Genomic DNA, 21960 nt, shown 5'->3' on the forward strand with positions numbered 1-21960 from the left:
GCAAGCCAGCTCCCACATTGATCGTTCCCACGCTCTGCGTGGGAATGCATCCCTGGACGCTCTGCGTCCCAAAGCGTGACGCGGAGCGTCGAAAGCGGCATTCCCACGCGGAGCGTGGGAGCGATCATTGCGTACGGTCTGTCAGGCGCAGCAGTTGCCCGCGGCCAACTCCTTGAGGATCGGGCAATCGGGCCGGTGATCGCCTTGGCAGTGCTCCATCAGGTCCTGCAAGGTATCGCGTAGTTGCCCCAGCTCACGAATCTTGTGGTTCAGCTCGTCGATGTGCTGGCGCGCCAGGGCTTTTACGTCGGCGCTGGCCCGCTGCCGGTCCTCCCACAGGGTCAGTAACTTGCCGACTTCTTCCAGTGAAAACCCCAGGTCCCGCGAGCGCTTGATGAACGTCAGGGTGTGCAGGTCGTCGTGGCCGTACACCCGGTATCCGCTGTCGGTGCGGTGGGCGGTTTTCAGCAGGCCAATGGCTTCGTAGTAGCGAATCATCTTCGCGCTTAGCCCGCTGGTGCGGGCGGCTTGGCCGATGTTCATGGGCGTTGATCCTCCAAGTCCTTGGGTTTCCAGGTTTTCAACAGCAGGGCATTACTCACCACGCTGACGCTGGACAAGGCCATGGCGGCGCCAGCCAGTACCGGGTTGAGCAGGCCGAAGGCGGCCAGGGGAATGCCGATCAAGTTATACACAAAGGCCCAGAACAGATTCTGTCGAATTTTCGCGTAGGTCTTGCGGCTGATCTCCAGGGCGGCCGGCACCAGGCGCGGGTCGCCACGCATCAAGGTGATACCGGCGGCGTGCATGGCCACGTCGGTGCCGCCGCCCATGGCGATGCCGATATCGGCAGCGGCCAGGGCTGGTGCATCGTTGATACCGTCGCCGACCATGGCTACCACGCCGGTTTTTTTCAGCTCGGCCACGGCAGCGGCTTTATAGGCGGGCAGTACTTCGGCATGCACATCGTCGATGCCCAAGGCCTCGGCCACCACCCGTGCACTGCCGTGGTTATCGCCGGTGATCAGGTGGCTGCTGATGTGCTGCGCCTTGAGTTGTTGCACGGCTTGCAACGCGCCGGGCTTGAGCGTGTCGCCAAAGGCAAACAGCCCCAGCACGCGCGGCTGCGCACCTTGCTCGATCAGCCAGGACAAGGTGCGGCCTTCGGCTTCCCATTCCTTGGCACGCGGGCCCAAGTCGCCTGCGTCCAGGCCGGTTTCTTCCAGCAAGCGGCGATTGCCCAGCGCCAGTGGCCGACCGTCGAGCGTACCGGCAATGCCGCGCCCGGTGAGGGATTGGCTGGCGCTCACATCGGCCACGTCCAAGCCTCTTTCGCGGCAAGCATCCAGCACGGCCTTGGCCAGTGGGTGCTCACTGCCGCGCTGCAAGGCGCCGGCCTGTTGCAACAATAGGGCTTCGTCACCATCCACGGCCGCCAAATGCGCAATGTTGGGCGCGCCTGAGGTGAGGGTGCCGGTTTTGTCGAACACCACGGCGCTCACGGCGTGGGCACGTTCCAGGGCTTCGGCGTCCTTGATCAAAATGCCATGGCGCGCGGCGACGCCGGTGCCGGCCATGATCGCGGTCGGCGTGGCCAGGCCCAAGGCACAAGGGCAGGCGATCACCAATACGGCGACCGCATTGATGATGGCGGTTTCCAGGGAGGCGCCATACAGCCACCAGCCCACGACGGTAATCAGCGCCAATACCAGCACAGCCGGCACGAACACCTGGCTGACTTTATCCACCAGTTTCTGAATCGGTGCCTTGGCGGCCTGGGCGTCTTCGACCAGGCGGATGATGCGCGCCAGCACGCTTTCTGCGCCCAGGGCCAGGGTGCGCACCAGCAAACGGCCTTCACCGTTGATGGCGCCACCGGTGACCGCATCGCCGGGTTGTTTGGCCACCGGCAGGCTTTCGCCACTGATCAGCGCTTCATCGGCATGGCTCAGGCCTTCCACCACTTCACCGTCCACCGGGAAGCGTTCGCCGGGTTTGACCAGCACCAGGTCACCATGCTTCAACGCACTGATGGCGACGTCTTCTTCGCGGCCGTCCTGCACGCGGATCGCCCGTTCCGGCCGCAAGGCTTCAAGGGCGCGGATGGCGCTGGCGGTCTGGCGCTTGGCGCGGCTTTCCAGGTATTTGCCCAGCAGTACCAAGGCGATTACCACCGCCGAGGCTTCGAAGTACAGGTGCGGCGTCACGCCTGGGGCGGCGGTGAGCCATTCATAGATACTCAGGCCGTAGCCGGCACTGGTGCCGATCGCCACCAGCAGGTCCATATTGCCGGCGCCGGCGCGCACGGCTTTCCACGCGGCGACATAAAAGCGCGCGCCCAGGATGAATTGCACCGGTGTGGCCAGGGCAAACTGTATCCAGGCGGGGAGCATCCAGTGCAGGCCGAAGGGTTCTACCAGCATCGGCAGCACCAAGGGCAACGCCAGCAGAATGCCCGCCACCAGCGACCAGCGCTCGCGGCGCAGACGTCGGGCTTGATCGGCGTCGGTGGCGGTTTCGCTTTGGGGCAGGGTGGCGGTGTAGCCGGCTTTGTCGACAGCGGCGATCAGCACGCTGGGGTCCATCTGGCCCTGTACTTCGATGTGCGCGCGTTCATTGGCCAGGTTGACGCTGACACGTTGCACGCCCGGCACCTTGCCCAGCGCGCGTTCGACCCGCCCGGCACAGCTGGCACAGGTCATGCCGCCGATGGGCAGGTCAAAGGTGGTGGATCCATTCATGGGGCAGTCCTCCAGAAGAAGTTGCCACTAGGATCAACCTTAACCTGTGGGGAAGGTCAAGCCCCTTCAGTATTCCAATGCCGCGGCTTTGAGGTACATGCCGTCCGGGCCCTGGGCAATGCGTAATTTGCGTACGTCACCGGCTTTCAAGGTGATGTTCTGCGCGGGTGGCGCGAGCATGCCTGGCAGACAGCCGGGGGCCTGGCTCGGCAACACTTTCAGGCGCAACGACACATCGCCAGGGGGAAGGTTGAAGGCGGTGGCCTGTTCCTGGAACAGACGCCCGGCCAGTTGGTCCTGGATATACAGGCCGATCTCGCAGTGGGTCGGCACTTCCAGGCGTTCGCGGGAAATAATCAGCACCGCATAATCTTCAGCAGCGAGGGCCTGGGGCGCAGCGGCAGGCAAGCTCATCAGGCCGGCAAGGGCAAAAAACAACCAGCGCATGGCGAATGCTCCGTGGTTCACAGCTAGGGAGGTTGAAGCTTGGCCGACGTCGCCGCCGAATACCAGCCCGGCAGAAATACTGAGAACTTGACCTTGCCATCATGGCAAGCTCGACACTGGGCTCAACCTCATCAAAGGAGTCATGTCATGCAAATATTCAGCGTTGAAGGAATGACCTGCGGCCACTGCGTTAAAGCGGTGACCCAGGCGGTACAGAGCAAGGATCCGGCGGCGAGTGTAAAGGTGGATTTGGCAGCGAAAGAAGTGGGTGTGGAAAGCCGCTTATCTGCAGATGACGTGATCGGCCTGATAACCGAAGAAGGCTACAGCGCCAAGCTGGCGTGATTTTTCTGATCGTTAGCCACCTAACGTAATGTTCATGGCACCCAAGCGCGGCTAGACTGTTGAGCTGCCGACTCACTTGGGTGTCTGATGAACCTTCGCATAATCCTGATTCTGGGCGCCTTGAGCGCCTTCGCGCCGTTGGCGATCGACTTTTACCTGCCGGGCTTTCCGGCAATGGCCACGGCCTTCGCCACTGATGAAAAACATATCCAGCTGACCCTGGCCGTGTATTTCGCGGGCCTGGCTATTGGCCAATTGATCTACGGGCCGCTGGCCGACCGCTTTGGCCGGCGCGTGCCGCTGCTCAGCGGCGTCACCCTGTTTACCCTCGCGTCTTTCGCCTGTGCGTATGCGCCGTCCCTGGAGTGGCTGATCGGTGCACGCTTCGTGCAGGCCCTTGGCGGGTGTGCGGGCATGGTGATTTCCCGGGCGGTAGTTAGTGACAAATGCGATGCCGTGGGCTCGGCCAAGGTGTATTCGCAACTGATGCTGGTGACCGGCCTGGCCCCGATCCTGGCGCCATTGGCCGGTGGCCTGATGGTCGGCGTGTGGGGCTGGCAGTCGATTTTCCTGGCGTTGTCGTTATTCAGCGTGATGGCGGCCATCGCCGTGGCGGTCGGGTTGCCGGAAACCTTCCCGGCCGATCAGCCGCGCCAGCCGTTGTCGGGCTCGTTGCGCCGCTACGGCTCGCTACTGTCAGACCGGGTGTACCTGGGCTATGCCTTGACCGGCGGCATCTCGATTGCCGGGATGTTTGCCTACATCGCCGGCTCCCCCTTCGTATTTATCAAGCTCTATGGCGTGCCGGCCGAGCATTACGGCTGGTTGTTCGGCTCCAACGCCGCGGGCTTTATCCTGGTGGCGCAACTGAACGCAAGATTGCTCGCCAAGCGCGGCCCCGCGTTTTTGCTGTCGCGCACCGTGTGGGTGTACGTGGCGGCGGCGTTGACGCTGTTGGGAATTGCCGCGTTGCGCACCGAGGCGCTATGGCCGTTGCTGGTGCCGCTGTTTATCTGCATCGCCAGCCTGGGCTGCATTTTGCCGAATACCTCGGCCTGTGCCATGAGCGGGCAGGGGGCTCGGGCCGGCAGCGCGTCGGCGTTGCTCGGTTGCATTCAGTTTGGTGTGGCGGCAGGCGCGGCGTCGTTGGTCGGTGTGTTGCACAACGGCACGGCGATGCCGATGGCCATGGTCATCTGCCTCTGCGGGGTGCTGGCGGTGACCATTGCCATGGCGACCCAGCGCCTGCAACGGGCAAGGGCCGTACAGGCGCAGGTCTGACGTTCGGTTCAGCCAGCGGAACGTTGCTGGTTGAGGGGGAAGCGGTGGGGAGCCTGGATCCGGGCCTGCAGCGTGTCGGCGAAGGCCCGGGCCTCGGCTTCACTGCGAAAGGTGATGGCCTCGCCGTCGAGACGAACTTGCCATTGGCTGCCGGGGGATTTTGCTAACGCTTTTATCAGGATTTTCATTGCTGACTTCCTCACGTAAAAGAATCGTGGCAAAGGCGGCCAATATAAACCTGAACGGGCTCATAAATATGACAAGGATCAACTCTCGGACTAATGGTGTCGTCCATTACCTACGTGGATAACGGACGACACTGACAGCCGTTTTTTCAGAACCCTTCCAGCACGATCTTGCCCTTGGCCTTGCCGCTTTCCAGCAGGGCGTGGGCGCGGCGCAGGTTCGCCGCATTGATCACGCCGAAGTGCTCGCCTATCGTGGTTTTCAGGGTGCCGGCGTCGATCAGTTCGGCCACGCGGTTGAGCAGGTTGTGCTGCTCGATCATGTCTGGGGTCTCGAACATCGAACGGGTGTACATGAACTCCCAGTGCAGCGACAGGCTCTTGCGCTTGAGCTTGCTCACATCCAGGGCCTTGGGATCGTCGATCAACGCCAGCTTGCCTTGGGGTTGCAGCGCTTCGACCAGTTGGTCCAAGTGATGCTCGGTCTGGGTCAGGCTGGCAACGTGGGTGACTTGCCCGTGCCCGGCCTGTTTCAACACTTCGCTCAGCGGCTGGCTGTGGTCGATCACCATGTGCGCTCCAAGAGCCTTGGCCCATGCCTGGGTTTCGGGGCGAGAGGCAGTGCCGATGACCTTCAGCGCCGTGAGCTGGTTGGCCAGTTGAGTCAGGATCGACCCCACGCCACCGGCAGCGCCGACGATCAGCAGGCTCTGGCCTTGATCGTCTTTGCCTTCAGCGACCTGCAAGCGTTCGAACAACAGCTCCCACGCAGTGATAGCGGTCAGCGGCAATGCGGCCGCTTCGGCAAACCCCAGGCTTCGGGGCATATGGCCGACGATGCGTTCATCCACGGTGTGCAGTTCGCTGTTGCCGCCTGGGCGTACCAGGGAACCGGCGTAGTACACCTTGTCGCCGACTTTGAATAACGTCACGTCACTGCCGACCGCCTTGACCACACCCGCCACGTCCCAACCCAGCACCTTGGCGGCGCCATTTTCCGGGGCGACGTTCTGGCGCACCTTGGTATCCACCGGGTTGACCGAGATGGCTTTGACTTCCACCAACAGGTCACGGGGGCCGGCAACGGGGGCTGGTAATTCGATGTCTTGCAGGGATTCTGGATCGTTGATCGGCAGTGAGGCGTAGTAGGCAATGGCTTTCATGATGACTCCAAGTGAATACGGTCAAGGTAGGAGCGAGCTTGCTCGCGAAAAACGTTAACGATGACGCGGTGTTTCTGGTTTAACGCGTCGGTCTTTAGGTTTTCGCGAGCAAGCTCGCTCCTACAGAAAAAAGGCGGGATCAGGCGAGAAATTTCAGGCGCTTGAGTTCGAAGTGTTCGATCACATCGGCGGCCTTGGCGCGAAAGCTCTGGATATGCGCGCTCTGGTCGTGGTCGGCCAGCGCAGCGTCGTCGCTCCAGCGCTCGAGCATGTAGAAGGTCTCGGGGTGTTGCAGGTCCTGGTGCAGGTCGTACTGCTCGCAACCGGCTTCCAGGCGGGTCGGTTCCAGCAGGCCGCGCAGCAGGGTTTCCAGGGTGGCGTGCTGGCCGGGTTTGGCGATCAGCGTGGCGATGACATTAAAAGCGGTGGACATAGTCGACTCCTGGCACGGGCTAACGGGATGGGCAGATGATTGGCTATTTCCCACGCCGATAAAAGCGGCTAAAACAGCAGGCTGTTTCAACCAAATATTGATAATGAGCGGGTATGCATGCTGCGTTTTGATGATTTGCAGTTGTTTGTGCGGGCAGCGGACTTGGGCAGCCTGTCGGCTGCGGCGCGGGTCATGGACCTGTCACCGGCGGTGGCCAGTGCTGCACTCAAGCGTATCGAACAGCAACTGGGCACGCGCTTGCTGGCGCGCTCTACCCGCAGCCTTCGGCTGACGGCCGAAGGTGAGGGCTTTCTGGAGTACGCACGGGCGTCACTGAGTGCGCTGGATGAAGGGCGGCGCCTATTGGCCAGTGGCCAGGATCACGTCAGTGGTGTGCTGCAATTGTCGGCACCCTCGGATTTTGGCCGCAACCAACTGTTGCCGTGGCTGGATGCGTTCCAGCAGGAGCATCCGCAACTGAACGTGCGCCTGTTGCTCGGTGATCGCATTGCTGACTTGTTCCGTCAGCCCGTGGACATTGCCCTGCGTTACGGCGAACCCGAAGACTCCAGCCTGATTGCGCTGCCCATTGCTGCGGACAATATTCGCGTACTCTGCGCCGCCCCCAGTTACCTCGCCCGGCATGGCGAGCCGCGGCATCTGGAACAATTGGCCCAGCACAATTGCCTGCTGTACATGCTCGGCAGCCGCGTCCACGACCACTGGGGTTTTTACGATGGCAAGCGCCACGTAAGCCTGACGGTCAGCGGCGATCGCTTCAGCGATGACGCTGATGTGGTGCGCCGCTGGGCGGTGGCGGGCATGGGCATCGCCTACAAGTCTTGGCTGGATGTGAGCACCGATGTGCTGGCCGGGCGCTTGCGTTTGATCCTGCCGGAACTGCAGGGCGAGCGCACCCCGCTCAACCTGCTGTGCGCCCACCGTGCGCAATTGAGTAAACCCATCAATCTGCTGCGGGACATGCTCGTGTCCCGCTGTGCGACATTGACGGCGCAGCGACCGGGACGCATGGTTTCCCGTCAATAGCCTGCGCCACGCTCGGAAGTTTCACTCGTATCCTGTCCTGATCTGCACTGTCAGACGCCGCGGAACCTACTGCCCGCGCACCTATACTTGGGCGTCAACCGCAGCAGAAAAAATGGTTTAACAGGGAGTGAATACATGGGAGCAGCACCTTGCATCAGCCAGATCGCCAGCTTGCTCGCCGAGCCTAAACGCACGGCCATGCTCTGGGCCTTGATGGACGGTTCGGCGAAATCTTCAGACGAGCTGGCAGCGCTGGCCGGTTTGTCGCCGGCGTCAGCCAATGCACACTTGGCGCGGCTGACCGGCAGCGGCCTGTTGCGGATCGAGGCACGGCGAGGCCAGCGCCTGTTTAGGCTAGCGGCCGCTGATGTCAGCACCGCCATTGATGCATTGGCCAGCACCACCATGGCCAGCGCGGCCCGCAGCACCCCGGATGTTTTGCCACCGGCGCTGCGAGCGCCGCCGTTGCTGCGCCGCGCCCGCTGGTGCCACGGCCACCTCGGCGGTGAACTGGCGGCGCAGCTGTATCAACGGATGCTTGAGGCCGGATGGATCGAGCGCCATGAGCAGCGTACCGAGGTGACGCCCAAGGGCGTGCAGGCGTTGGCGGAACTGGGCATTTTTACCCAGGCATTGGCATCGCCGCTGGCCTGCGACTGTTTCGACTGGAGCCAGCAACAACCCCATCTGGGCGGTGCGCTGGGGGCGGGCTTGATGCAGCTGTTTTTGCAGGCGAACTGGATCAGCGTGATCAACGAGTCACGGGCCCTGTCGGTCAATGACGGGGGGCTTGAGCACATAGCTCGCGTTGCCAAGCTGTAGGAGCGAGCTTGCTCGTGAAAAACTTGAGGGCGCCGCGTTTTATCCAGATGCCCCGCGTTATCGTTAACGTTCTTCGCGAGCAAGCTCGCTCCTACAGGTGCTGGCGTCGCTCTCAGCTGTCGTCAGGTCGCATTCAGCAATAGCCGGCGTAAACGATGCCGCACACTCGCCAAGGGGATTTTTTCATACGAGGGGTGCGGCATGGGTAGGCAGGGTTATAGCGCGGCGGAACGCCTGGAACGGTTGCCCATCAGCGGTTACCACCGAGTCATTTTCATCATCATCGCCCTGGCGTTTTTCTTCGACTCCATGGACCTGGCGATGATGACCTTCCTGCTGGGCTCGATCAAAGCCGAGTTTGGCCTGAGCACGGCCCAGGCCGGGTTGCTGGCCAGTTCGAGTTTTTTCGGCATGGTGGTGGGCGCTTCGCTGTCCGGGATGCTTGCTGATCGCTTCGGGCGCAAGCCGGTGTTCCAGTGGAGCATCGTACTCTGGGGCCTGGCGAGCTACCTGTGTTCCATGGCGCAGACGGTGGAGACGCTGACGTTGTTCCGGATCCTGCTGGGCATTGGCATGGGCATGGAGTTTCCCATTGCCCAGTCGATGCTGTCGGAGCTGATCCCCGCCAAGCGACGCGGCCGTTACATCGCCTTGATGGATGGCTTCTGGCCGTTGGGTTTTGTGGCCGCGGGCGTGTTGTCTTACTTCTTGTTGCCGGTGATTGGCTGGCGCGACATCTTTCTGGTGTTGGCGATACCGGCGGTGTTTGTGCTGGCCATCCGTTTCTTTATTCCGGAGTCGCCGCGTTGGCTGGAACAGGCTGGGCGCCATGAGGCGGCGGACAAGGTCTTGCTTGGCATCGAGCAGAAGGTGCGCGATTCCCTGGGCCGCGCCGACTTGCCGGAGCCGATTGCCCTGCCACGGATCGAGAGTGCGCCGGGGACGTTTTTCTCCGCGTTCCAGCAGCTGTGGTCCGCGCAGTACCGCCAACGCACGATGATGATCTGGAGTGTGTGGTTCTTCGCCCTGCTTGGGTTCTACGGGCTGACGTCGTGGTTGAGTGCGTTGTTACAGCAATCGGGTTTTGCTGTGACTCAGTCGGTGTATTACACGGTGATCATTTCCCTGGGCGGAATCCCAGGCTTTTTGATGGCCGCGTGGTTGGTCGAGCGCTGGGGGCGCAAGCCCGTGTGCGTGGTGACCTTGCTGGGCGGCGGGGTGATGGCGTTTGTGTATGGGCAGAGCGCAGTGTTTGGCGGCAACGTAAGCCTGCTGATCACCTCGGGGTTGTTGATGCAGTTCTTCCTGTTTGGCATGTGGGCGGTGCTGTACACCTACACGCCGGAGTTGTATCCCACCTCGGCACGTGCGACCGGCTCGGGGTTTGCGTCGGCGATTGGGCGCGTGGGCTCGTTGCTGGGGCCGTTGGTAACCGGACTGGTATTCCCGATAACCGGGCAGGGCGGGGTATTTGCCTTGGGTGCGCTGTGCTTTGCGGTGGCGGCGCTGGTGGTGTGGTTGTTCGGGATGGAGACCAAGGGCAAGACCCTGGAAGAACTCACCCAGGCTTAAAGCTGATGGGGCCATGTGGGAGCCGGGCTTGCCCGCGATAGCGGTAGGTCAGGCAATAAGAGGCTGGCTGATACACCGCTATCGCAGGCAAGCCAGCTCCCACAGGTTGAGTCCAGGTCTATTCAGTTATGGCTTCACGAGCCGCGCATCCAGGCTGTTCTGCGCCAGGCGTTTGGCCTGGTCCTGAGTCATGCCCAGGCTGGTGTGCAGCGCATGGAAGTTCTCAGTGACGTAACCGCCGAAGTACGCCGGGTCATCCGAGTTCACGGTGACCTTTACGCCACGCTCGAGCATGTCGAGGATGTTGTGCTGGGCCATGTCGTCGAACACGCAGAGCTTGGTGTTGGACAGCGGGCACACGGTCAACGGGATCTGCTCGTCGATGATGCGCTGCATCAGGCGTTCATCTTCAATGGCTCGCACGCCGTGGTCGATGCGCTGGATTTTCAACAGGTCGAGGGCTTCCCAGATGTACTCGGGCGGGCCTTCTTCACCGGCGTGGGCCACGGTCAGGAAGCCTTCGTGACGGGCACGGTCGAACACGCGCTGGAACTTGCTCGGTGGGTGGCCCATTTCCGAGCTGTCCAGGCCCACGGCCACGAACGCGTCACGGAATGGCAGCGCCTGGTCGAGGGTTTTCTGCGCTTCGTCTTCGCTCAGGTGGCGCAGGAAGCTGAGGATCAAACCGCTGGTGATGCCCAGTTGCTGCTCGCCGTCTTTGAGTGCGGCGGCGATGCCGTTGAGCACCACTTCGAACGGCACGCCACGGTCGGTGTGGGTTTGCGGGTCGAAGAACGGTTCAGTGTGAATCACGTTCTGGGCCTTGCAGCGCAGCAGGTAGGCCCAGGTCAGGTCGTAGAAATCCTGGGACGTGCGCAGCACATCGGCGCCCTTGTAATACAGGTCGAGAAACTCTTGCAGGTTGTTGAAGGCGTAGGCCTTGCGCAGGGTTTCGACGTCGTTCCATGGCAGCGCAATCTTGTTGCGCTCGGCCAGGGCGAACAGCAGCTCAGGCTCCAGCGAGCCTTCCAGGTGCAGGTGCAATTCAGCCTTGGGCAGGGCGTTGAGCCAATCGTACATTTTTAAATTCTCATCAGGTGCAATGGCGGCATTCTACAGGCCATGGCTGAAATAATCGGCAAAACCTGACCAGCAGGAGAGTATTTCTGTCACTCACGCAAGGGCGGCCTGAACTAAGGTGTAACGAAACGTTAGTGGCTCGGCGCAGTCTGTACCCCATCAATGACTGATTCGCTGTATGAAAAGGCCCGGAATGCTCACATCCCTCAAGCAAGAAAAATTCATGCTGCTGGCGCTGATTGCCGCCATCGCCGCCTATCCGCTGGAACACTGGATGCTCCACAGCGGCCAACTGGTCGCGCTGCTGGCCGGCTTCGCGCTGATCGCGTTTATCGTGATGGCATCGATGCGCGTGGCTCATCACGCCGAGCAGTTGGCGGAAAAAGTCGGTGACCCCTACGGCACCATGATCCTGACCCTCGCCGCGGTATTGGTGGAGGTGGTGATCCTGGCGATCATGATGAGCAACGAGCCATCGCCGACGCTGGTGCGCGACACCATTTACTCAGCGGTGATGCTCGATATCAACGGCATCCTCGGCCTGGCCGCGCTGATGGGCGGCATCAAGCATGGCGAACAGTCCTACAACGATGACTCGGCGCGCACCTACAGTGTGATGATTCTTACTGCCATGGGGGTGTCGATGGTGGTGCCGGAATTTATCCCCGAAGCGGATTGGAAAATTTACTCGGCCTTCACCATTGGCGCGATGGTGGTGCTTTACACCTTGTTCCTGCGCATGCAGGTGGGGCCGCACAGTTATTTCTTCAGCTACAGCTATCCGGAAAAACGCCGTAAGAAACAGCCGGAAGACGAGCACGCGCCGTCTGTCAGCCTGACGTTTTCCATTGCGACCCTGGTGTTTGGGGTGATCGTGATTGGCGCGCTGGCCGAGGTGATGTCAAAGACCCTCGACCTGGGCCTGGAAGGGACCGGCGCACCGCCGGTGATTACCGCGATTGTGGTGGCGGCTATCTCGGCCGCGCCGGAGATCCTCACGGCACTGCGCGCCGCGTTGGCCAACCGCATGCAATCGGTGGTCAACATCGCGCTGGGGGCTTCGTTGTCTACGGTGATCCTGACGGTGCCGGTGATGGAAGCCATGGCGCTCTACACCGGGCAGCCGTTCCAGATGGCGATGACGCCGGTGCAAACGGTGATGGTGTTTATCACCCTGATCGTCAGCGCGATCAACCTCAACGACGGGGAAACCAATGCGATAGAAGGGATGACGCATTTTGTGTTGTTTGCGACCTTTATCATGCTGTCGCTGTTGGGGCTATAACCCGATTTGAAAGGCGCCGCAGACCCAATGTGGGAGCGGGCTTGCTCGCGAATGCGGTGGTTCAGTCACAGATGTACTGACTGACACAGCGCATTCGCGAGCAAGCCCGCTCCCACATTTTGATTGGTGCCTGGCTTAGGTGCCTGCGATCAACTGGCGCGCTGCCTGGCTGTGATCCGCGATCAAGCCTTTCAGATCCAGCCCTTCGACTTGGCCGTCGATCACCCGCCATTGACCTGCGATCATCACCCGGTCTGCCCGGTCCGCACCGCACAACAGCAGTGCGGAAATGGGGTCATGGCTGCCGGAGAAGCGCAGCTCATCGAGCTTGAACAGTGCCAGGTCCGCCTGTTTGCCTACTGCCAACTCGCCAATATCCGTGCGCCCCAGCAACTGCGCCGAGCCCTTGGTGGCCCAGCCCAATACACCTTCGGGGGTGATCTTTTCCGCGCCGTAGCGCAGGCGCTGGATGTACAGGGCCTGGCGTGCTTCAAGGATCATGTTCGAGGCGTCGTTGGAGGCGGAGCCGTCCACGCCCAGGCCGATGGGGGCGCCGGCGGCGAGCAGGTCCAGGGTCGGGCAGATGCCGGAGGCCAGGCGCATATTCGAGCTTGGGCAATGGCAGATGCCGGTGCCGGCTGCGCCCAGGCGCGCTATTTCGTCCGGGTTGAAGTGAATGCCGTGGGCCAGCCAGGTGCGCGGGCCAAGCCAGCCGACGCTGTCGAGGTAATCCACGGTACGCAGCCCGAAGCGTTGCAGGCAGAAATCTTCCTCATCAAGGGTTTCCGCCAAATGGGTGTGCAGGCGCACGTCCAACTGGTTGGCCAGCTCGGCGCTGGCTTGCATGATTTCGGGGGTGACGGAAAACGGCGAGCACGGCGCCAGGGCGATCTGGATCTGCGCACCGTCACCGCGCTGGTGATATTCGCGGATCAGGCGCTGGCTGTCTTCGAGAATCACTTGGCCTTGCTGCACCGTTTGCTGCGGCGGCAGGCCGCCATCGGCTTCGCCCAGGCTCATGGAACCGCGGGTGAGCATGGCGCGCATCCCCAGTTCACGCACGCTGTCTACCTGCACATCAATGGCGTTTTCCAAACCATCGGGGAACAGGTAGTGGTGGTCGGCCGCCGTGGTGCAGCCCGAGAGCAGCAATTCGGCCAGGGCGACTTTGCTGGCCAGGGCGAGTTTTTCCGGGGTGAGTCGCGCCCATACCGGGTACAGGGTTTTCAGCCAGGGAAACAGCGGCTGGTTGACCACCGGGCCCCAGGCACGGGTCAGGGTTTGATAGAAGTGGTGGTGGGTGTTGATCAGCCCAGGCAGCACCACATGCTCGCGGGCATCGAACACCTGCGCGCAAGGCTGCGCAGGCGCTTGCCCTTGGGCCAGCACTTCGGTGATGACACCGTCTTGCAGCACCAGGCCGCCACGGGCATCGAGGCCATTGGCGGTGAAAATCGCGAGGGGGTTTTTTAACCAGATACGGGTCGCAGGCATTGGCCGGCTCCTCTGAATGATGGGTTCAGGTTTGCCAGCTCAGTGTTGCCCTGTCTGCTGATCCAGGGTCGCCGGGGAGGGCGAGGAGGGCAGTTTACGCGTGGATCGTTATCGACGGCAATTGGTCGATAACGACCCTTTGCCACTTACCAGGCGATGGTGTCGCCTTTGTAGTCGACGAAGTGATGGCCGCCTTTGCCGGTGTAGGCATTTACCTGGTCCACCAGGCCGCGCACGCTGGTCTCGACGTCGATGTGGGCGTTTTCGCCGCCCATGTCGGTCTTCACCCAGCCTGGATGCAGCGACAGCACCGTCGGTTTGGGCTCGCCCAGTTGCGTGATAAAGCTGTTGGTCATCGAATTGAGGGCGGCCTTGCTGGCTTTGTACAGCGCCAGGTCCGAGCCGTCGGGAATGGTCACGCTGCCCAGTACTGAACTCATGAAGGCCAGCACGCCGGTGTCTTTGCGGATCTGCCCGACAAAACGCTGGGCCAGGTTGATCGGCGCCACGGCGTTGGTAAAGAACAACTGGCCGACTTCCGCCAGGGTCGCGTGGCCGGGCTCCTGATTGGCCGGGCCTTTGACGCCGGCGTTGACGAACAGCAGGTCAAAGGTGCGATCTTTCAGGCGTTGGGCCAGGGCGATCACGGCTTGCTGATCGTCCATGTCCAACTTCTCGATCTGCACCGGCCCCACGGCTTTCAACGCATCGGCCTTGTTGGGATCGCGCACGGTGGCGGTCACGTCCCAGCCGTCCTGGAGCAGTTGCTTGACCAGGCCAAGGCCCAGCCCGCGCGAGGCGCCGATGATCAGTGCGGTTTTTGGCGTAGACATGAAAGGCTTCCTTTGAAATCGCGGTTCAGGGAGTTCAGCGCATAACAGTAGCAGTTTCAGCGTTCGAGCAGGATGCGCCCACGGCTCAGGTCGGCGAGCTGGGTTTGCAGGGTGTCGATGTGCGCCTCCCCCAGGGCGAGTTGCAGTTCTACGCCGTTGGCGGTAAAGGTTTCTTCCACCACAAGCCCGCCGAGTTCAGCGACACGCAGCTTCACCAGGTTCAGTTCGGAGAAGCCACAGGCGCAACGCAGGGGGACGCGGCTGATCAGCTCGATGCGCTCGGCATTTTGCAGGCATTTATTGGCCCCGCCGCCATAGGCGCGGGCCAATCCACCCGTGCCCAGTTGAATGCCGCCGTACCAGCGGATCACCAAGACGGCCACCTGATCAAAGCCCTGGGCCTCGATGGCTGCAAGAATCGGGCGCCCGGCGGTGCCTCCGGGTTCGCCGTCATCGCTGCTGCGGTATTGATCGCCCAGCTTCCAGGCCCAGCAGTTGTGCGTGGCGTTGAGGTCGCTGTGTTGCTCGAAAAACGCCTGGGCGTCCTGCGGGCTGGTAATCGGCGCCGCCAAGGTGATAAAGCGACTTTTGCGTATTTCTTCACGAAACTCGCAAAAGCCGGTGAGCGTAAAAGACATAAATCGCTTCGTTTATAGGGCTGGCTTGATGCCGCAGCCTTTGAGAATGATATGGATCAGGTTGGTGCCAGCATCTTCCATGTCCTGCTTGGTCAGCTTGGTGCGACCGGTAACACGGCAGATCTGGGTGGCGAAGTCAGCGTAGTGCTGGGTGCTGCCCCACAGCAGGAAGATCAGGTGCACAGGGTCGACGGGGTCCATTTTGCCGGCGTCGATCCACGCCTGGAACACTGCGGCACGGCCACTGAACCAGGCCCGATAGTCCTGGCCGAAATATTCAGTGAGGCATTCGCCACCGCTGATGATCTCCATGGCGAAGATCCGCGAAGCCTGGGGTTGGCGGCGCGAGAATTCCATCTTGGTGCGGATGTAGCGAGCGAGCGCCACGGCCGGGTCGTCCTCGGCGGTCAGCGCGTTGAAGGTGCTGTCCCACAGTTCGAGGATATTGCTCAGTACCGCGACGTACAGGCCCAGCTTGTTGGTGAAGTAGTAGTGCAAGTTGGCCTTGGGCAGCCCGGCACTGGCAGCGATGGTGTTCATGCTGGTGCCTTTGTAGCCATGACGCGCGAATTCATCTTCAGCAGCCTGGAGAATCGCTTGTTCGTTCTTTTGCCGAATGCGGCTGGCGGGTTTACCGGCGTGGTTGCTGTGGGCAGGAACTTCGAGGCTCATGGAGGTTTCCGTGCTGATCGATAGAGACGACGTGTGCACAGATAACCCACCCTCAAGCCTCAGACAAGTCCTGATGCAATAAAACCGTCAAAGCGGCTCCAGGCTGTCGCGTTCCGGGCTGTGGTTTGCGGCGGCGGTACTTGCCTTGGCCTCCGGCAGTAACAGGCACAGCAGGATGGCGGTGATACCGCCGCTGGTGATGGCGGAGTCGAACAGGTTCTGCACCAGTGTCGGCATCAGGTGCAGCAGGTTAGGTTGCGCGGCGATACCCAGGCCAACGCCGAATGAGGTGGCGATGATCAGCATGCTGCGTCGGTCCAGCGGTGCCTGGGCAAGGATGCGCACGCCGGCCGCCGCCACGCTGCCGAACATCACCAGCGTGGCGCCGCCCAGCACCGGCTTGGGGATTTGCTGCAGCACGGCGCCGATCAATGGAAACAGGCCCAGACAGAACAGCAACACGCCGATGTACAAACCGACGTAACGGCTGGCCACGCCGGTGAGCTGGATCACGCCATTGTTCTGCGCAAACGTGGTGTTGGGGAAGGCGCTGAAGGTGGCGGCGATCATGCAGCTCACCCCATCGCCGAGCACGCCGCCCTTGAGCCGGCTTATATAAGAAGGGCCGCTGATGGGCTGGCGGGCAATCATGCAATTGGCGGTGAGATCGCCGACGGTTTCGATGCTGCTGATCAGATAAATCAGCGCAATCGGCAGGAAGGCGCTCCAGTCGAAGTTGAAACCAAAGCGGAATGGTGTAGGCAGGCTGACCAATGGCAGGTCAGGCAACGCCTGGGGAGTCAGTTTGCCGCTGAACCACGCCGCGAGGCTGCCCAGGGCCAGGCCGATGATGATGGCCGACAAGCGTACCCAGGGCGTGTTCGAGCGGTTGAGCAGGATGATCGTCAATACAACGAACAGGCCCAGCGCCAAGTTGGCGGGAGCGCCGAAGTCCGGTGCATTGAAACCACCGCCGAGGTCGGTGATGCCTACTTTGATCAGGCTGATGCCGATCAGCGTAATTACGATGCCGGTCACCAGGGGAGTGATCACGCGGCGCAACTGGCTGATAAAGCGGCTCAATACAATCTGCACCGCCGCGCCGAAGAAGCACACGCCGAAAATCATCGCCAGAATGTCTTCCGGGCTGCCACCGCGTTGCTTCACCAGAAAGCCTGCTGACAATACGGCGCCGAGAAACGCAAAGCTGGTGCCTTGCAGGCAGATCATGCCGGCACCGATGCCAAACGGCCTGCGTGCCTGGATGAAGGTGCCTACGCCGGAAACCATCAACGCCATGCTGATCAGGTAGGGCAAGTGGGCGGTGAGGCCGAGGGTGGAGCCAATAATCAGCGGCGGCGTAATGATGCCGACGAACGCCGCCAGGACATGTTGCAGCGCCGCGAGGAGAGCGGGGAGTGGTTTCGGCCGGTCGTTGAGGCCGTAGATCAGGTCGCTGGGGCTGGAGGATTCTGGGGGCATGGCGGGTCAACTCAAGGCGGACGGTTCAAGGTCCTTGAACCCTTGCAAAAAGCTGTCCATATGCTCAGCTTTTTGTGCAAGGCCCGAGTTAGCGGGTGGCGGCCAGGCTTTCGAGGAAGCTTTCCAGCACCAAATGAGGGCGACGGCCCTTGCGCGTGACCGATGCCAGGCTCAAATCGTAAAAACGTGTCGCCGGTTTCAGCGCACGCAGTCGGCCTTGTTGCACCCATAGGCTGGCGTAGTGATCGGGCAAATAGCCGATATAACGCCCGGTGAGAATCAGGAACGCCATGCCTTCACGGTCTGACGCACTGGCGGTGCAGTTGAGCGCCTGGTAATGGGCCTGGATTTCCGCGGGTAAGCGGAAGGTGGGGGCGATGGCATCCTGGCTGTCGATGCGTTCGTCGTCGAGTTGCTTGTTGTCGGCGTAAAACAGCGGGTGGCCGACCGCGCAATAGAGCAAGGAGCGTTCGCTGTACAGCGGCTGGTATTCCAGGCCCGACAGTGCGCTGGCCTGGGGCACCACACCGACGTGCAGGCGACCGTCGAGTACGCCTTGCTCCACTTCATTGGGGGCGATCATGCGGATCTGGATCTGCACGTCCGGGCCGCGTTCCTTCAACTGCGCCAATGCGTGAGTGATGCGCATATGGGGCAGGGTCACCAGATTGTCGGTGAGGCCAATGATCAACTCTCCGCGCAAATGTTGGTGCAGGCCGTTGACCTCGGTGCGAAAACTTTCCAGGGCACTCAACAGTTGCAGGGCAGACTGATAGACCTCGCGGCCTTCTTCTGTCAGAGAGAACCCGGCGCGGCCGCGTTGGCAGAGCCTCAGCCCGAGCCGTTGTTCAAGGTCGCTCATCTGCTGGCTGATGGCCGAGCGCCCGATGCCAAGGACGGTTTCCGCTGCCGAGAAGCCGCCGCACTCCACCACGCTGCGAAAGATGCGCAGCAAGCGAATATCGAAGTCACTGACTTGGGCCAAAGGGTCGGGACGACGGCTGCTCATAGTTTAGTGAAGGCCTGACTGAAGGTTAGAAGAGTTGGATTTCACCGACTTTATCCCCGTGGCAATTTAGCTGCAACAACGCTTTTTCAATCCCGACGCTGCCTTTTGCCCTGCGAGGTTTTGCTGATGAACATGCCCGAAAACGCCCCATCGTCACTGGCCAGCCAATTGAAGCTGGATGCGCACTGGATGCCTTACACCGCCAACCGCAACTTCCAGCGCGATCCACGCCTGATCGTGGCCGCCGAGGGTAGCTGGTTGACCGATGACAAGGGGCGCAAGGTCTATGATTCGTTGTCGGGCCTGTGGACCTGTGGCGCCGGGCATACGCGCAAGGAAATCCAGGAAGCGGTCGCCAAGCAATTGGGCACCTTGGACTACTCCCCAGGCTTCCAATACGGTCATCCCTTGTCCTTCCAGTTGGCGGAAAAGATCACCGACCTGACCCCAGGCAACCTGAATCATGTGTTCTTCACCGATTCGGGCTCTGAATGTGCCGATACGGCAGTGAAGATGGTGCGGGCCTACTGGCGCCTCAAAGGTCAGGCCACCAAGACCAAGATGATTGGTCGAGCCCGTGGTTACCACGGTGTGAACATTGCTGGTACCAGCCTGGGCGGTGTGAACGGTAACCGTAAGCTGTTTGGCCAGGCGATGATGGACGTCGACCATCTGCCTCACACCTTGCTGGCCAGCAACGCCTTCTCCCGGGGCATGCCGGAGCAGGGTGGTATTGCCTTGGCCGATGAGTTGCTCAAGCTGATCGAGCTGCATGATGCGTCGAACATCGCAGCCGTGTTTGTCGAGCCGATGGCCGGTTCCGCTGGCGTATTGGTGCCACCGCAGGGTTATCTCAAGCGCCTGCGCGAAATTTGCGACCAGCACAATATCCTGTTGGTGTTCGACGAAGTGATCACAGGCTTTGGCCGCACCGGCTCGATGTTCGGTGCCGACAGCTTTGGCGTGACACCGGACCTGATGTGCATCGCCAAGCAAGTCACCAACGGCGCGATCCCGATGGGCGCGGTGATTGCCAGTAGCGAGATCTACCAGACCTTCATGAATCAGGCGACGCCGGAATACGCCGTGGAATTCCCCCACGGCTACACCTACTCGGCGCACCCGGTGGCCTGCGCGGCGGGCTTGGCGGCATTGGACCTGTTGCAGAAAGAAAACCTGGTGCAGAGCGTAGCCGAAGTCGCACCGCACTTTGAGAATGCGCTGCACGGTTTGAAGGGCAGCAAGAACGTGATCGACATTCGCAACTACGGCCTGGCCGGTGCGATTCAGATTGCCCCGCGTGATGGAGATGCCATCGTGCGTCCATTCGAGGCCGGCATGGCATTGTGGAAGGCCGGTTTCTATGTGCGTTTTGGCGGCGACACCCTGCAGTTCGGGCCAACCTTCAACAGCAAGCCGCAGGACCTGGACCGTCTGTTTGACGCGGTCGGCGAAGTGCTGAACAAGATCGACTGATTTCTCCTTCTATATAGAACAATTTTTCAGGAGCCCTGCATGAGCCTTATCCAGCATTTGATCAACGGTGAGCTGGTCAACGACAGCGGTCGTAGTGCCGACGTCTATAACCCGTCTACCGGCCAGGTGATTCACCAGGTGCCGTTGGCCAGCCGTGAAACCATTCAACAGGCGATTGACTCAGCCAAGGCGGCGTTTCCGGCCTGGCGCAATACGCCGCCGGCCAAGCGTGCCCAGGTGATGTTCCGTTTCAAGCAACTGCTGGAGCAGAACGAAGCACGGATCTCGCAGTTGATCAGCGAAGAACATGGCAAAACCCTGGAAGACGCCGCGGGTGAACTCAAGCGTGGGATCGAGAACGTGGAGTACGCGTGCTCGGCGCCGGAGATTCTCAAGGGTGAATACAGCCGCAACGTAGGGCCGAACATTGATGCGTGGTCGGACTTCCAGCCATTGGGCGTGGTAGCGGGTATTACCCCGTTCAACTTCCCGGCGATGGTGCCGTTGTGGATGTACCCGCTGGCGATTGTCTGCGGTAACTGTTTCATCCTTAAACCTTCAGAGCGCGACCCGAGTTCGACGCTGTTGATCGCGCAGCTGTTGCAGGAAGCCGGGCTGCCCAAAGGCGTGCTCAGCGTGGTGCATGGCGACAAGGGCGCGGTGGACGCATTGATCGAAGCGCCTGAAGTCAAAGCCTTGAGCTTTGTAGGCTCGACGCCGATTGCCGAGTACATCTATTCCGAAGCGACCAAACGTGGCAAGCGTGTGCAGGCGCTGGGCGGGGCGAAAAACCACGCGGTGCTGATGCCGGATGCAGACCTGGATAACGCTGTGAGTGCCCTGATGGGCGCGGCGTATGGTTCCTGCGGTGAGCGTTGCATGGCGATCTCGGTGGCTGTGTGCGTGGGCGATCAGGTGGCGGATGCATTGATTGCCAAGCTGGTGCCACAGGTCAAGGCGTTGAAGATTGGTGCGGGCACTTCTTGCGGGCTGGATATGGGCCCGTTGGTGACGGGGCAGGCGCGAGATAAAGTCAGTGGCTATATAGAAGACGGTGTGTCGGCGGGGGCTGAGCTGGTCGTTGATGGCCGTGGCTTGAGTGTTGCCGGGCATGAGCAAGGTTTTTTCCTCGGTGGCAGCTTGTTTGACCGCGTCACCCCTGAGATGCGTATCTATAAAGAAGAGATCTTTGGCCCGGTGTTGTGCGTAGTGCGGGTGGATAGCCTGGAAGCGGCGATGCAACTCATCAACGATCACGAATACGGCAACGGTACTTGTATCTTCACCCGTGATGGTGAAGCGGCGCGTCTGTTCTGTGATGAGATTGAAGTCGGCATGGTGGGTGTTAACGTGCCGCTGCCGGTGCCGGTTGCGTATCACAGCTTTGGTGGCTGGAAGCGTTCGCTGTTTGGCGACTTGCATGCCTATGGGCCGGACGGGGTGCGTTTCTATACTCGTCGCAAGGCGATCACCCAGCGTTGGCCGCAACGGGCCAGCCATGAAGCGTCGCAATTCGCCTTTCCCAGCCTGTAAGGCTCGGTAGGTAAAAGGCCGGCCCCTTGGGGCCGGCCTTTGCGTTGTTGGAGCTTTTTTGACTTATATGACAGAAATGTGAAAAAGAAGGTTGACGGCAGATTCTGGAAGCCTATAATTCGCCCCACTTCCGGCGCAGTCGAAACGGAAAACTCCTTGGTAAACAATGAGTTACGCAGTTCTCGACAGCAAGTTGCTTCAGTTCATCGAAGCCAAAAGGAAGTTGAAAAAGAGGTGTTGACAGCAGCGTGTAACGCTGTAGAATTCGCCTCCCGCTTACGAGAGATCGCAAGCGCAAGTGGTTGAAGTTGTTGAAGAAATCTTCGAAAACTTCTGAAAATAACCACTTGACAGCAAATGAGGCTGCTGTAGAATGCGCGCCTCGGTTGAGACGAAAGATCTTAACCAACCGCTCTTTAACA

Annotated in this window: 22 protein-coding genes; 8 read left to right on the forward strand and 14 right to left on the reverse strand. The window is 60.9% G+C overall.

Annotated features, from left to right (window positions below):
• Nucleotides 1-141: 141 nt before the first annotated feature.
• The 3 genes from cueR to BT199_RS15835 all read right to left on the reverse strand — a co-directional run bounded on the left by cueR (nt 142) and on the right by BT199_RS15835 (nt 3188).
• Nucleotides 142-543, reverse strand: a complete 402-nt coding sequence (cueR, locus tag BT199_RS15825) for a Cu(I)-responsive transcriptional regulator (RefSeq protein ID WP_014716762.1) — start codon at nt 541-543, stop codon at nt 142-144.
• On the reverse strand, nt 540-2741 hold the full coding sequence (locus BT199_RS15830) for a heavy metal translocating P-type ATPase (RefSeq protein ID WP_072434945.1): 2202 nt from the start codon (nt 2739-2741) through the stop codon (nt 540-542). Before BT199_RS15830 ends, cueR begins: the two co-directional genes overlap by 4 nt.
• Nucleotides 2742-2807: 66 nt before the next feature.
• Entirely contained in the window at nt 2808-3188 is a 381-nt protein-coding gene (locus BT199_RS15835) for a hypothetical protein (protein WP_014716764.1), read from the reverse strand.
• A 147-nt stretch (nt 3189-3335) separates the two neighbouring features.
• On the opposite strand from BT199_RS15835, the gene BT199_RS15840 reads away from it, so the two are divergent.
• Both BT199_RS15840 and BT199_RS15845 read left to right on the forward strand, forming a co-directional pair.
• Nucleotides 3336-3533 (forward strand): heavy-metal-associated domain-containing protein, encoded by a 198-nt coding sequence (locus tag BT199_RS15840; RefSeq protein WP_014716765.1) that lies wholly within the window; start codon nt 3336-3338, stop codon nt 3531-3533.
• 87 nt (nt 3534-3620) lie between these two features.
• The gene (locus tag BT199_RS15845; RefSeq protein WP_014716766.1) at nt 3621-4814 is read left to right on the forward strand and encodes a multidrug effflux MFS transporter; all 1194 of its coding nucleotides are present in this window, start codon (nt 3621-3623) and stop codon (nt 4812-4814) included.
• 8 nt (nt 4815-4822) lie between these two features.
• Here the strand turns inward: BT199_RS15845 and BT199_RS15850 are convergent, their stop codons facing one another.
• The 3 genes from BT199_RS15850 to BT199_RS15860 all read right to left on the reverse strand — a co-directional run bounded on the left by BT199_RS15850 (nt 4823) and on the right by BT199_RS15860 (nt 6595).
• Entirely contained in the window at nt 4823-5002 is a 180-nt protein-coding gene (locus tag BT199_RS15850) for a hypothetical protein (protein ID WP_014716767.1), read from the reverse strand.
• A gap of 146 nt (nt 5003-5148) precedes the next feature.
• The gene (locus BT199_RS15855) at nt 5149-6162 is read right to left on the reverse strand and encodes a zinc-binding alcohol dehydrogenase family protein (RefSeq protein WP_072434946.1); all 1014 of its coding nucleotides are present in this window, start codon (nt 6160-6162) and stop codon (nt 5149-5151) included.
• 139 nt (nt 6163-6301) lie between these two features.
• On the reverse strand, nt 6302-6595 hold the full coding sequence (locus tag BT199_RS15860; RefSeq protein WP_003188253.1) for a putative quinol monooxygenase: 294 nt from the start codon (nt 6593-6595) through the stop codon (nt 6302-6304).
• A 117-nt stretch (nt 6596-6712) separates the two neighbouring features.
• Here BT199_RS15860 and BT199_RS15865 point away from each other — a divergent pair, with 117 nt between their 5' ends.
• The 3 genes from BT199_RS15865 to BT199_RS15875 all read left to right on the forward strand — a co-directional run bounded on the left by BT199_RS15865 (nt 6713) and on the right by BT199_RS15875 (nt 10036).
• On the forward strand, nt 6713-7642 hold the full coding sequence (locus tag BT199_RS15865; RefSeq protein WP_032902910.1) for a LysR family transcriptional regulator: 930 nt from the start codon (nt 6713-6715) through the stop codon (nt 7640-7642).
• A 135-nt stretch (nt 7643-7777) separates the two neighbouring features.
• Entirely contained in the window at nt 7778-8464 is a 687-nt protein-coding gene (locus BT199_RS15870; RefSeq protein ID WP_072434948.1) for an ArsR/SmtB family transcription factor, read from the forward strand.
• 201 nt (nt 8465-8665) lie between these two features.
• Nucleotides 8666-10036 carry an MFS transporter gene (locus BT199_RS15875; RefSeq protein ID WP_014716771.1) on the forward strand — a complete coding sequence of 457 codons (1371 nt, stop codon included), beginning with the start codon at nt 8666-8668 and terminating at the stop codon, nt 10034-10036.
• A gap of 126 nt (nt 10037-10162) precedes the next feature.
• Here the strand turns inward: BT199_RS15875 and BT199_RS15880 are convergent, their stop codons facing one another.
• Entirely contained in the window at nt 10163-11116 is a 954-nt protein-coding gene (locus BT199_RS15880; protein ID WP_038448751.1) for an adenosine deaminase, read from the reverse strand.
• A 193-nt stretch (nt 11117-11309) separates the two neighbouring features.
• On the opposite strand from BT199_RS15880, the gene BT199_RS15885 reads away from it, so the two are divergent.
• Nucleotides 11310-12401, forward strand: a complete 1092-nt coding sequence (locus BT199_RS15885; RefSeq protein ID WP_003188263.1) for a calcium:cation antiporter — start codon at nt 11310-11312, stop codon at nt 12399-12401.
• Nucleotides 12402-12536: 135 nt separating this feature from the next.
• On the opposite strand, the gene BT199_RS15890 is transcribed toward BT199_RS15885, so the two are convergent.
• The 6 genes from BT199_RS15890 to BT199_RS15915 all read right to left on the reverse strand — a co-directional run bounded on the left by BT199_RS15890 (nt 12537) and on the right by BT199_RS15915 (nt 18529).
• A complete protein-coding gene (locus tag BT199_RS15890; protein WP_072434950.1) occupies nt 12537-13895 on the reverse strand; it encodes an 8-oxoguanine deaminase in 1359 nt (452 codons plus the stop codon).
• A 146-nt stretch (nt 13896-14041) separates the two neighbouring features.
• Nucleotides 14042-14728, reverse strand: coding sequence for an SDR family oxidoreductase (locus BT199_RS15895; RefSeq protein WP_003188266.1), 687 nt, complete (start codon nt 14726-14728; stop codon nt 14042-14044).
• Between the two features lie 56 nt (nt 14729-14784).
• Entirely contained in the window at nt 14785-15366 is a 582-nt protein-coding gene (locus tag BT199_RS15900; RefSeq protein ID WP_014716775.1) for an IMPACT family protein, read from the reverse strand.
• Nucleotides 15367-15378: 12 nt separating this feature from the next.
• Nucleotides 15379-16038: a TetR/AcrR family transcriptional regulator gene (locus tag BT199_RS15905; protein WP_014716776.1), complete on the reverse strand. Its 660-nt coding sequence runs from the start codon at nt 16036-16038 to the stop codon at nt 15379-15381.
• A gap of 87 nt (nt 16039-16125) precedes the next feature.
• Nucleotides 16126-17520 (reverse strand): uracil-xanthine permease family protein, encoded by a 1395-nt coding sequence (locus tag BT199_RS15910; protein WP_019817935.1) that lies wholly within the window; start codon nt 17518-17520, stop codon nt 16126-16128.
• Between the two features lie 88 nt (nt 17521-17608).
• Nucleotides 17609-18529, reverse strand: a complete 921-nt coding sequence (locus BT199_RS15915; RefSeq protein WP_003188270.1) for a LysR family transcriptional regulator — start codon at nt 18527-18529, stop codon at nt 17609-17611.
• A gap of 126 nt (nt 18530-18655) precedes the next feature.
• Between BT199_RS15915 and BT199_RS15920 the strand changes: the two genes are divergently transcribed.
• Nucleotides 18656-20005 (forward strand): omega-aminotransferase AptA, encoded by a 1350-nt coding sequence (locus BT199_RS15920; protein ID WP_003188272.1) that lies wholly within the window; start codon nt 18656-18658, stop codon nt 20003-20005.
• Between the two features lie 39 nt (nt 20006-20044).
• Complete coding sequence (locus tag BT199_RS15925; RefSeq protein ID WP_014716778.1) at nt 20045-21538, forward strand: CoA-acylating methylmalonate-semialdehyde dehydrogenase; 1494 nt, start codon at nt 20045-20047, stop codon at nt 21536-21538.
• Between the two features lie 112 nt (nt 21539-21650).
• On the opposite strand, the gene BT199_RS27305 is transcribed toward BT199_RS15925, so the two are convergent.
• On the reverse strand, nt 21651-21960 hold a 310-nt coding region (locus BT199_RS27305; RefSeq protein WP_218189592.1), incomplete at its 5' end, for a hypothetical protein.

This window comes from Pseudomonas sp. NFR02 (assembly GCF_900119375.1).
GTDB classification, from domain to species: Bacteria; Pseudomonadota; Gammaproteobacteria; order Pseudomonadales; family Pseudomonadaceae; genus Aquipseudomonas; species Aquipseudomonas paracarnis.